Source organism: Micromonospora sp. ALFpr18c, from assembly GCF_008868155.1.
In the GTDB taxonomy this organism is placed as follows: Bacteria; Actinomycetota; Actinomycetes; order Mycobacteriales; family Micromonosporaceae; genus Micromonospora.
The window spans coordinates 1-10,383 of record NZ_WBKR01000215.1 but is presented as its reverse complement, the minus strand read 5'-3'; the positions used below and the strand labels follow the sequence as shown (position 1 = coordinate 10,383).

Sequence of the window (10,383 nt, the reverse complement as noted above, 5' to 3'; positions counted from 1 at the left end):
GACGAGGTTCTTATCTGTGGCCGTCACCGACAGCCGGTCATCCCACCCGATAGACTTGCTCACCAGAAAGGTGCACCCGCTTCTACAAAGGACATGGCGTAGACAACCACATCCTTGCAGGTCGGGTGCACCTTTCCTTGATCACCCTCGATACCCGCTATCTACTCTGAATAGCGGAGGTCAAGCCGCAGGAGGCCGCCTCGATCACTTGATGCTGAGTGGTTGTGGGGGAGCCGATTCGACTACTCAGCATCAAGTGATCTTGACGATGGCTGGGCCGGAGGGCTCAGCGCTTGCCGGCGTACCGGAACTCGACGTAGTCGATGTTGAAGTTCTGGTAGGCGGCCGGATCCACGGTGACCACGAACTCGTAGGTGCCCCGCGTCAGGTGCAGCGTCTCCGGCAGCGGCTGGAGCATGAACGCGTCGTGCGGGGTCGTGGTCTTCACATCGACCGGCCCGGTCGTCCGGGACCCGTCGACCGAGAGCGTGAACCGCCCCGCCGGGCTGTACGGCGACGAGACCCGGGCCGCCACCTCGTAGGTGCCGGTCTTCGGCACCTCCAGGGTGTACGTCATCCACTCGCCGTCCCGGATCCAGCACACGTCGATCGCGCCGTTCTGGTCGCAGATGTCGACGCCCTCGTACGTGCGCTGCGCCCCGCCCCTGTTGTCGTCCTCGGCGTCGTGGTAGCCGACGTCCTTGCCGTCGCGCGAGTACTCCTCGGCCTGTACGCGGACGGTGCCGTCCGGCAGGGCCGGCCACTGCGCCTTCGGGCCGTGCTCGCGGCGGCTCGCCAGCCAGTCCAGCAGCAGCTGGTCCTGGTTGTCGGTCTGGATGTCGAAGGTCAGCTCCTAGGACGGCGGCTGGTGCCGGGTGAAGGCGCCGATGCTGGCCGCGTTGCCGTCGTCGACGACGTGGCTGTAGAGGATGCGCGAGTCCCGGCCTGTGCGGGGGCGCTTGAATTCGCGATTTCCGCAACGAGCGGCGAAACCATATGTGCGGCTTGAGCCGCGGCTCGTTGCGCCTCGCCGACGGCTCGCTGGTTCGCGGCTTGCGGTGCCGCAGCCCGCGGAACTGCGGCGTGTTGTTGCCGATTTGCCACAGTGTCGATGAATTCGAGGCTTTGCCTCATGCTTTCGAGTGCTGGTGTCATGTCGTATCTAGGTGAGAAAAAGCTTCCCGTTTTCTTCTGCGTCTCGCGTAGGGTTCTCTGGCGAGTTGCGGCAATAAGATCAGGCGTGTAGCGAGCCTTCTTGATTACCCCGAAATCGAGCATCTCTGCCGCTACGGCCAATTCCGCAGCGACTTGTGTGAGCCTGTCGGCCTTTCCCCAATCGGAGGTGATGTATCTATCTCCTGTTCTCTTGATCCTGAGGGCCAAGGCAGTCACTTCGGCCACTTCTTTTAGATCTTCGCTAGAAAGATTTTTCGGAGGCTCGATGATTGCCTCTCTGAAGGAATTTCGATCACTCGCCTTAAGTCCCTCTGCTTGGCCCCGGAGCGCGATCATCCTGTCGCCAAAAAATTTTGCTTCACTTACAAATTTCGGCCATTTGCACGGCCATTCAGGCACTGTCGGGAGCTGATCCTCCCATTCGATCGAATGTTCTTGCTCCGGGTGCCCAGCAAGCGGATAAGGATGCGACATTTCTTCTCCAGGAGGGATGGCCGTTCGTGTGCTGATACAACGGAGACTCGCGAAAGCCGGTTCACGCGCCCGGGCGTGAGATCTTGCCGGCCGCTTCCGCGGCCACGGCGAGTAGCGCCGATCCCGATGGCGCCAGCGGGGTTCGGGCGGGTATTCGCAAGATCGAGCTATGACCGGATAGTCGATTATAGGATAGTCATGCCGGTTCCGGCGGATACGTAGAAGAGTGCAGCCTTCTGGCGATCATTCAGGTGTCTAGTTAGACTGCTGCGGTGAGCGGAGAGCGACGACTCTTGGCCGACCGGCCGCTCACCGAGCCGCACCCGTCCCGGCTGGTGTCGGCACATCCCGACCGGGCCCGGATCCTCGCCGCGCACGGCGCCGCGCTGGCCGCCGGAGAGGCTGGCTACCCCGACCCGGCGACGGGTCTGTTCGTGTTCAGCGCCGGCTTCCTGGCCCGCCGCGGCACGTGTTGCGGACGCGGCTGCCGGCACTGCCCGTACGTGGATGATCCACCCTCAGAATGAGACCTTCCGCCTGACCCGGACACCCCGTACGGTTTCCGACGGACATCCGGCGGGCGCCTTCCGCCGTCGGTCGGCGAGAGGGTGGAGCGTGCGCGGGCGGATAGTGGTCGCTGGGCTGGCGGGCCTACTGGTGAGCAGTTGTGCCGCCGAGTCGGCACCGGTGGCGGTGCCACCACCGGCACCGGTTGCCCTGGACGTGGCGGCCGCCTCCTCGGGCGGTGCCTGCCGGCTGCTCGACTTCACCGTGATCGAGCAGGCGGTCAAGGTGCGCTTCGACGTGGCGGCGGCCAGCGACCGCGACGACTCGCACACCTGCGTGGTCCGGACCGAGGGCGCGGCGCTGCCGGAGCTGACGCTGAGCGTGACCGAGACCACGATCGACAAGGCCACCTTCGGCGCGGACGTGGTGCCCGACAAGGCGGCGAAGGTCAGCGGGCTGGGTCAGCAGGCGTACCGGCGGACCACCGTGGAGGCGAGCGGGCACGGGCCGGTCGCCGAGGTGGGCTGGCTCGCCGCCGACGGCCGGATGGCCACGCTGAGCTGGACCGGCGCCCGTGGTAGCGAGCGGGCGGCGGCCGAGAAGTTGACCGGTGACCTGGTCGCGTTGGCGAAGAAGGTGGACACCCGGGCGCTGTGACGCCCGGGGGCCGACGTCGGTCAGTTGGCGGCGACGAAGACCCGGGAGGCGACCTCGCGGGGCAGCCGGACCCGGTCACCGGAGCGGTCGATCGACACCCCGTCGCGTTCCTGGGCGACCGTCACCGTGGCGCCCGGGTCGACACCCGCGGCGTGCAGCTGGCGCAGCACGCCGGCGTCGGTCTGCACGCTCTCGCAGATCCGACGGACGACGACCGGCCCGGACAGGCCGGGGAAGGCCAGGTTGCGCTCGCCGTCGCCGGCGTCGGTGGTCTCCGCCTCGGGCGAGCCCAGCTCCTCCAGCCCCGGGATGGGGTTGCCGTACGGGGAGCGGGTCGGCCGGTTGAGCAGGTCGTACACCCGCTTCTCCACGGCGTCGCTCATCACGTGCTCCCAGCGGCAGGCCTCCTCGTGGGCCTCCTCGTAGGGCATGCCGATGACGTTGACCAGCAGCAACTCGGCGAGGCGGTGCTTGCGCATCACGGAGACCGCGGTGCCGCGGCCCAGCGCGGTGAGCGTGAGATGCCGGTCACCCTCGACGGTGAGCAGGCCGTCGCGCTCCATCCGGGCGACGGTCTGGCTCACGGTGGGGCCGCTCTGCCGCAGACGCTCGGCGATGCGGGCACGCAGCGGCGGCACACCTTCCTCCTCCAACTCGAGGATGGTGCGCAGGTACATTTCGGTCGTGTCGACCAGGTCGTGAGACTTCATAACGTCAGCGGCCCTCCGGTGCACGATGCTACCTCGCAGGATGGCCCGCGACCGCCGCCGAACCGCGTGCCGTCGGCACGGATGGTGTTGGATGGTCGCCATGTCCGGTACCCAGGAGCCGCTGGTCGAGGTCGATCGGCTCGTCGACGAGCTCGACCGCGCCGATCCGCCCACCCTGCTCGACGTCCGCTGGCGGCTCACCGGGCCGCCCGGCCGTGACGACTACCTCGTCGGCCACCTGCCCGGCGCGGTCTTCATCGACCTGGACACCGCGCTGTGCGGTCCGCCCGGCGCCGGCGGCCGGCATCCGCTGCCCGACCCGGCCGCGTTGCAGGCCACGCTGCGGGCCGCCGGTGTCCGCGCCGGTCACTCCGTCGTCGTGTACGACGGCGGCGACGGCCTGGCCGCCGCGCGGGCCTGGTGGACGCTGCGCTGGGCGGGGCACCGTCCGGTGCGCCTGCTGCACGGTGGGTGGCCGGCCTGGGTGGCCGCCGGCCGACCCGTCTCGACGACGGCACCCGATCCGGTCCCTGGCGACGTCGAGGTGCGCCCCGGTGACCTGCCGGTGCTCGACGCGGCGCAGGCCGCCCGGCTGGCCGCCGCAGACGACGCCGTCCTGCTCGACGTGCGGGCCGCGCCCCGCTACGCCGGCGAGGTCGAGCCGATCGACCCGGTCGCCGGTCACGTGCCCGGCGCGGCGAACCTGCCGGCCGGTGAGTACGTCGGCCCGGACGGGCGGTTCCCGGCGGCCGACGTGTTGCGGGAACGGTTCGCCGCCGCCGGTGTGACCGAGGGACGATCCGTCGGGGCGTACTGCGGCTCCGGGGTGACCGCCGCGCAGGCGGTGCTCGCGCTGCATCTGGCGGGCCGACCGGACGCGGCGCTCTACGTTGGATCGTGGAGCAACTGGGTGGCCGACCCGGCGCGGCCGGTCGCCTCCGGCCCGACACCCGGTCGCTGACCAGCGCGTGCGGTGGGCCGGCGGCGGTCCGCGTGCGACGATGGGCGCATGTCCGACGACACGGTGGTGGTGTGGGACGAGTCGCTGCTCGCCTACGACATGGGTGACCATCCGCTCGACCCGGTCCGGGTGGAGCTGACCGTCGCGCTCGCCCGCGACCTGGGCATCCTGGACCGCCCAGGCGTGCGCGTGGTCAAGCCGGAGCCCGCCGACGACGCCCTGCTCACCCGCGTGCATCACCCGGCCTACCTGGCTGCGGTGCGTGCCGCGCCGCGCGACCCGCTCTTCGCGGGGTACGGGCTGGGCACCTCCGACAATCCGGTCTTCGACGGGATGCACGAGTCCAGTGCGCTGATCGCCGGCGCGACGGTGGCCGCCGCCGAGGCGGTCTGGCGCGGTGACGCCCGCCGGGCGGTGAACGTGGCCGGCGGCCTGCACCACGCGATGCCTGCCCGGGCGTCCGGCTTCTGCGTCTACAACGATCCGGCGGTGGCCATCGCCCGCCTGCTCGACCTGGGCGCGGAACGCGTCGCGTACGTGGACGTCGACGTGCACCACGGCGACGGGGTGCAGCAGATCTTCTGGGACGACCCCCGGGTGCTCACGGTCAGCCTGCACGAGACACCGCTCGCGCTGTTCCCGGGCACCGGTTTCCCGGACGAGACCGGTGGGCCGGGCGCGCAGGGCACCGCCGTGAACATGCCACTGCCGCCGGGCGTCGACGACACCGGCTGGCAGCGGGCGTTCCACGCGATCGTGCCGTCGGTGCTGCGCGCGTTCCGGCCGCAGGTGCTGGTCAGCCAGTGCGGCGCGGACGGGCACCGACTGGACCCGCTGGCCGACCTCAACCTGACGGTGGACGGGCAGCGGGCCACCTACCTGGCGCTGCGGGCGCTCGCCGACGAGCTGTGCGACGGCCGCTGGGTGGCCACCGGCGGCGGCGGGTACGCGCTGGTCGAGGTCGTGCCCCGCGCCTGGAGTCACCTGCTGGCGGTGGCCACCGGCGACCCGATCGACCCGGCGACGCTGACCCCGCCGGCCTGGCGGGCGCTGGCCGCCGCCCGCCGTCCGGGTCAGGACATTCCGCTGCGGATGACCGACGACGCCGACCCGTCGTACGAGCCGTGGCAGCCGACCGGTGAGCCGAACGCCGTGGACCGGGCCATCGCGGCCACCCGCAAGACGGTCTTCCCGCTGCTCGGGCTCGACCCGCACGACCCGCGGGACTGAGCCGGGCCGGGGGAGGACCACGCCGGTGACGACCGTGGACCAGCCGGTGGACGTGCTGCTCAGAGACGGCAGCACCGTCCAGTTGCGACCCATCGACCCGGCCGACGCGCCGGGCGTCGTGGCGATGCACAGCCGGTTCTCCGAGCGCACCCGCTACCTGCGTTACTTCTCGCCGTACCCGCGCATCCCCGAACGGGACCTGATCCGGTTCGTCACCGTCGACCACCGCGACCGGGAGGCGTTCGTGGTGCTGGCCGGCGACCAGATCATCGCCGTCGGCCGGTACGAGCGGCTCGGTCCGCAGGCCCCGGAGGCCGAGGTGGCCTTCGTGGTGGAGGACGCCCATCAGGGCCGGGGCATCGGTTCGGTGCTGATGGAGCATCTGGCCGACGCCGCCCGACGCAACGGCATCATGAGCTTCGTGGCCGAGGTGCTGCCGGCCAACGGGACGATGCTGCGGGTCTTCGCCGACTTCGGCTACCAGGTCCAACGGGAGTACGCCGACGGCGTGGTGCACCTGAGCTTCCCGATCGCGCCGACCGAGGCGACGCTGGAGGTGCAGCGTGGCCGGGAGCACCGCACCGAGGCCCGTTCGATCGCCCGGCTGCTCGCCCCGCGGGGCATCGCCGTCTACGGTGCCAGCGCCACCGGTCAGGGCGTCGGCGCGGCGGTGCTCGGGCACCTGCGCGACGGCGGCTTCGCCGGCACGGTGGTGCCGGTGCATCCGAGCGCGCCGACCGTGGCAGGGCTGCCCGCGTACCCCTCGGCTGTCGACGCCGGGGTGCCGATGGACCTGGCGGTGGTGGCGGTGCCGCCGGAGGCGGCGACCGCGGTGGTCGCCGACGCGGCCGCCGCGGGCGTGCACGGTCTGGTGGTCATCTCGGCGGGCTTCGCCGAGGCCGGTCCGGAGGGTGCGGCGGTGCAGCGGGCGTTGGTCCGCGCGGCGCACGCCGCCGGCATGCGGGTGGTCGGCCCGAACTGCCTCGGCGTGGCCAACACCGATCCGACGGTACGCCTCAACGCCACCCTCGCCCCGGCCCTGCCGCCGGCCGGCCGGGTGGGCATCTTCAGCCAGTCCGGCGCGTTCGGGGTGGCGCTGCTCGCCGAGGCCGACCGGCGGGGCCTCGGGCTGTCCAGCTTCGTCTCGGCCGGCAACCGGGCCGACGTCTCCGGCAACGACCTGCTCCAGTACTGGCAGGACGACCCGGGCACCGACGTGATCATGCTGTACCTGGAGACGTTCGGGAACCCCCGCAAGTTCGCCCGACTGGCCCGGCGGATCGGCCGGGCGAAGCCCGTCGTGGCGCTCGCCTCGCCGGCCCGCCCGGTCGGGGTGGGGGACACCGACGGCCCGGACGAGGTGGCGGTGGCCGCGCTGTTCGCCCAGTCCGGGGTGATCCGGGTGGACACCGTGGCGGAGCTGCTCGACGTGGGGGTGCTGCTGGCCAACCAGCCGCTGCCGGCCGGCGGCCGGGTCGGCGTGGTCGGCAACTCCTCGGCGCTGACCGGCCTGGCCGCCACCGCCTGCGCCGGGCAGGGCCTCACCGTCGCCGCCGGCTACCCGCGCGACGTGGGGTCGAGCGCGGGCGCCGCCGAGTTCGCCGCCGCCCTCGCCGAGACGGCCGGCGACGACCGGGTGGACGCCCTGGTGGTGGTGTTCGCGCCGCCCCTGCCCGGCCAGCTCACCGATGTGGACGCCGACGTCACCGCCGCGCTGCCGGCCGCGCTGGCGCTGGGCAAGCCGACCGTGGCGACGTTCCTCGTCGGTCGGCTGCCGGCCGGGGTGCCGGCGTACGGCGGTGTCGAGGAGGCGGTGCGTGCCCTCGCCCGGGTGCACCGGTACGCCGAGTGGCTGCGCCGGCCGCCCGGCGTGGTGCCCGAGCTGCCCCGCGTCGACTCCGACGCCGCGCAGGCCGCACTACGCGCCGACACCGTCGACCCCGGCGCGCTGCTGGCCGCGTACGGCATCGAACCGGTGGCGTCGGTGCCCGCCGACTCGGTCGACGACGTGGTCGACGCGGCGGCGCGCCTGGGTTTCCCGGTCGCCCTCAAGGCTGCCGCCCCGGGGCTGCGGCATCGGCTCGATCTCGGCGCGGTCCGGCTCGACCTGCCCGACGAGCTGACGCTGCGCCGGGCGTACGCCGAGGTGGCGGCCGTGTTCGGCGCGGACGTGCTGGTCCAGCCGATGGTCCCGCCCGGGGTGGCCTGCGTGGTGGAGCTGGTGGAAGATCCGGCGTTCGGGCCGGTGGTCGGCTTCGGTCTCGGCGGGGTCGCCACCGAGCTGCTCGGCGATCGGGCGTGGCGGGCGGTGCCGCTGACCGACACCGACGCCGCCGAGCTGGTCGACGAGCCCCGCGCGGCGCCGCTGCTGCGGGGGCACCGGGGTGCGGTGCCGGTCGACCGGGCCGCCCTGGCCGACCTGCTGCTGCGGGTGGCGCGGCTCGCCGACGAGCAGCCGCGGGTGCGGTCGCTGACCCTCAACCCGGTGCTTGCCCGCCCGGACGGCATCTCCGTCCTGCACGCCCAGGTACGGGTCGGCGGGTTGGTCGCCCGCCCCGACACCGGTCCCCGCCGCCTCTGAACGGGTGGAAGGCCCCGGCGAACCGCCAGGGCCTTCCCCGAAGGGCCGGTGTGTCAGCAGGCGTACGCCTCCAGACGCTGGGCCCGCTCCGGCGCGCGCAGCTTCAGCAACGTCACCTTCTCGATCTGCCGGATCCGCTCCCGGGACAGGCCGAACTCTCGACCGACCTCGTCCAGGGTGCGCTGCCGGCCGTCGTCGAGACCGAACCGGAGCCGGATGACCGCCTGCTCCCGCTGGGACAGGGTGGCCAGCACGATGCTCACCTCGTTGCGCAGCTCGCCCTGCGCGGCCGCGTCGCCCGGCTCGGTCCGCGGATCCACCGCGGCCACGAAGTCGCCGAGCGCGCTCTCGCCGTCGTCGCCGACGGCCTGGTCCAGGCTGACCGGCTCCCGGTCGTAGGAGATCAGCTCGATGACCTGAAGCTCGGGGATCTCCAGAGCCCGGGCGACCTCGGCGACCGTGGGTTCACGGCCCAGCGTCACCGCCAGTTCGCGGCGGGCCCGGACCATGCGGTTGACCTGCTCGACCATGTGCACCGGGATGCGGATGGTGCGGGCCTGGTCGGCCATGGCGCGGGTGATGGCCTGCCGGATCCACCAGGTGGCGTACGTGGAGAACTTGTAGCCCTTGGCGTAGTCGAACTTCTCCACCGCCCGGATCAGCCCCAGGTTGCCCTCCTGGATCAGGTCGAGGAAGGCCATCCCGCGCCCGGTGTAGCGCTTGGCGATGCTGACCACCAGCCGCAGGTTCGCCTCCAGCAGGTGGTCCTTGGCCGCGCGGCCCTCCGCGACGATCAGCTCCAGGTCGGCCCGCAGCTCTTCGGAGACCGGGGTGCAGGTGGCGAGTTTCTCGTCGGCGAACAGGCCGGCCTCGACGCGTCGGGCCAGGTCGACCTCCTGCGCGGCGGTCAGCAGCTTCGTCCGACCGATCCCGTTGAGGTACGCCCGGACCAGGTCGGTGGAGATGCCGCGCTCATCGGTGGCGTCAAGGTCGGCGAGGGCGTCGACGGCCCCGTCGGTGTCGATGCTGGTGGTGGGGCGCGTCCGGTGTTCCGTCATCTGCAGGGCCATCTCTGTCTCTCCCCGTATCCACGTCTGTGCCGCGTCTCCGGCCCAGTGGTGCCGGTGTGACACACAGCTTGGCGGGCGGGACGTGAAACGGGAGTGAGGCGATCGGGCACCCGACAGCACTTCGGTCCGATCGCTGCCGCGGTGTGTCGTCCCGTTGGCTGCTTGCCCGGCCCGGTTACGTTGCGGACGGTCGGCCAGCCCGGGTCGGCGGGACAGCAGATGGAGGACGGTGTGGTCTTCAAGCGGCTCATGAAGGCGATGGGTGTCGGTGGTCCGTCGGTCGAGACGGTGCTCGCCAACCCGAACTGCCGCCCCGGCGGGCAGTTGGAGGGCCGTATCCAGGTGCTCGGCGGTGACCACCAGGTCGACATCGACCACGTCACGCTCGGCCTGGTCACCCGGGTCGAGGTGGAGAGTGGCGACAACGACTACGACACCACCCAGGAGTTCCACCGCCAGCGGGTCACCGGCGCGTTCCGGCTGGAGCCGGGGCAGCGCTACGACCTCCCGTTCCGCTTCGACGTGCCGTGGGAGACGCCGGTCACCGAGCTGTACGGGCAGCACCTGCACGGCATGACGATGGGGCTGCGTACCGAGCTGGAGGTCGCCCGCGCGGTCGACAAGGGTGACCTGGACGCGGTGTCGGTGCACCCGCTGCCGGCGCAGGAGCGGCTGCTGGAGGCGTTGTTACGACTCGGTTTCCGGTTCGCGCGCGCCGATGTGGAGCGTGGTCACATCTACGGCGTACGGCAGACGTTGCCGTTCTACCAGGAGATCGAGTTCGGCCCGGCGCCGCAGTACGCCCGCTCGATCAACCAGTTGGAGGTCACCTTCATCGCCGACGAGCGGCAGATGCAGGTGGTCCTGGAGGTCGACAAGCGCGGCGGCGTCTTCACCGAGGGGCGGGACGCCTTCGGCCGGTTCACGGTCGACCACGCCACCGCCGACCGCACCGACTGGACCGCCGAGTTGGACACCTGGCTCCGCCAGTCCCTGTCCCGCCGAGGCCTCTTCTCC

General features: G+C 71.7%; 10 protein-coding genes. 6 read left to right on the top strand and 4 right to left on the bottom strand.

Features of this window, described 5'->3' with window-relative positions:
- Nucleotides 1-286: 286 nt before the first annotated feature.
- A complete protein-coding gene (locus F8271_RS33450) occupies nucleotides 287-754 on the bottom strand; it encodes a carbohydrate-binding protein (protein ID WP_357951736.1) in 468 nt (155 codons plus the stop codon).
- A 92-nt stretch (nucleotides 755-846) separates the two neighbouring features.
- Nucleotides 847-1,650 (bottom strand): hypothetical protein, encoded by an 804-nt coding sequence (locus tag F8271_RS33445; protein WP_225854783.1) that lies wholly within the window; start codon nucleotides 1,648-1,650, stop codon nucleotides 847-849.
- Nucleotides 1,651-1,922: 272 nt separating this feature from the next.
- Here F8271_RS33445 and F8271_RS26960 point away from each other — a divergent pair, with 272 nt between their 5' ends.
- Together F8271_RS26960 and F8271_RS26955 are read left to right on the top strand one after the other, a co-directional pair.
- Entirely contained in the window at nucleotides 1,923-2,177 is a 255-nt protein-coding gene (locus F8271_RS26960) for a DUF5522 domain-containing protein (RefSeq protein ID WP_151492666.1), read from the top strand.
- Nucleotides 2,178-2,265: 88 nt separating this feature from the next.
- The gene (locus F8271_RS26955) at nucleotides 2,266-2,814 is read left to right on the top strand and encodes a hypothetical protein (protein ID WP_151492665.1); all 549 of its coding nucleotides are present in this window, start codon (nucleotides 2,266-2,268) and stop codon (nucleotides 2,812-2,814) included.
- A 20-nt stretch (nucleotides 2,815-2,834) separates the two neighbouring features.
- Here F8271_RS26955 and F8271_RS26950 read toward each other — a convergent pair whose 3' ends face one another.
- Nucleotides 2,835-3,524, bottom strand: a complete 690-nt coding sequence (locus F8271_RS26950; RefSeq protein ID WP_151492664.1) for a metal-dependent transcriptional regulator — start codon at nucleotides 3,522-3,524, stop codon at nucleotides 2,835-2,837.
- A gap of 100 nt (nucleotides 3,525-3,624) precedes the next feature.
- Here F8271_RS26950 and F8271_RS26945 point away from each other — a divergent pair, with 100 nt between their 5' ends.
- The 3 genes from F8271_RS26945 to F8271_RS26935 are packed head-to-tail and all read left to right on the top strand — an operon-like array spanning nucleotide 3,625 to nucleotide 8,296.
- Entirely contained in the window at nucleotides 3,625-4,485 is an 861-nt protein-coding gene (locus tag F8271_RS26945; RefSeq protein ID WP_151492663.1) for a sulfurtransferase, read from the top strand.
- 48 nt (nucleotides 4,486-4,533) lie between these two features.
- Nucleotides 4,534-5,715, top strand: a complete 1,182-nt coding sequence (locus F8271_RS26940) for an acetoin utilization protein AcuC (RefSeq protein WP_151492662.1) — start codon at nucleotides 4,534-4,536, stop codon at nucleotides 5,713-5,715.
- A gap of 25 nt (nucleotides 5,716-5,740) precedes the next feature.
- The gene (locus tag F8271_RS26935; RefSeq protein ID WP_151492661.1) at nucleotides 5,741-8,296 is read left to right on the top strand and encodes a bifunctional GNAT family N-acetyltransferase/acetate--CoA ligase family protein; all 2,556 of its coding nucleotides are present in this window, start codon (nucleotides 5,741-5,743) and stop codon (nucleotides 8,294-8,296) included.
- Nucleotides 8,297-8,349: 53 nt separating this feature from the next.
- On the opposite strand, the gene sigB is transcribed toward F8271_RS26935, so the two are convergent.
- Nucleotides 8,350-9,366 carry an RNA polymerase sigma factor SigB gene (gene sigB, locus F8271_RS26930; RefSeq protein ID WP_151492660.1) on the bottom strand — a complete coding sequence of 339 codons (1,017 nt, stop codon included), beginning with the start codon at nucleotides 9,364-9,366 and terminating at the stop codon, nucleotides 8,350-8,352.
- Nucleotides 9,367-9,597: 231 nt separating this feature from the next.
- Here sigB and F8271_RS26925 point away from each other — a divergent pair.
- Nucleotides 9,598-10,383: sporulation protein (locus F8271_RS26925; RefSeq protein WP_151492667.1), on the top strand; the 786-nt coding region annotated here is incomplete at its 3' end.

Excerpts from the sequence above, each read along its gene's own strand:
- F8271_RS33445 (WP_225854783.1), bottom strand. The coding sequence starts at position 1,650 with ATGTCGCATCCTTATCCGCTTGCTGGGCACCCGGAGCAAGAACATTCG.
- F8271_RS26950 (WP_151492664.1), bottom strand. The coding sequence starts at position 3,524 with ATGAAGTCTCACGACCTGGTCGACACGACCGAAATGTACCTGCGCACC.
- F8271_RS26945 (WP_151492663.1), top strand. The coding sequence starts at position 3,625 with ATGTCCGGTACCCAGGAGCCGCTGGTCGAGGTCGATCGGCTCGTCGAC.
- F8271_RS26940 (WP_151492662.1), top strand. The coding sequence starts at position 4,534 with ATGTCCGACGACACGGTGGTGGTGTGGGACGAGTCGCTGCTCGCCTAC.
- sigB (WP_151492660.1), bottom strand. The coding sequence starts at position 9,366 with ATGGCCCTGCAGATGACGGAACACCGGACGCGCCCCACCACCAGCATC.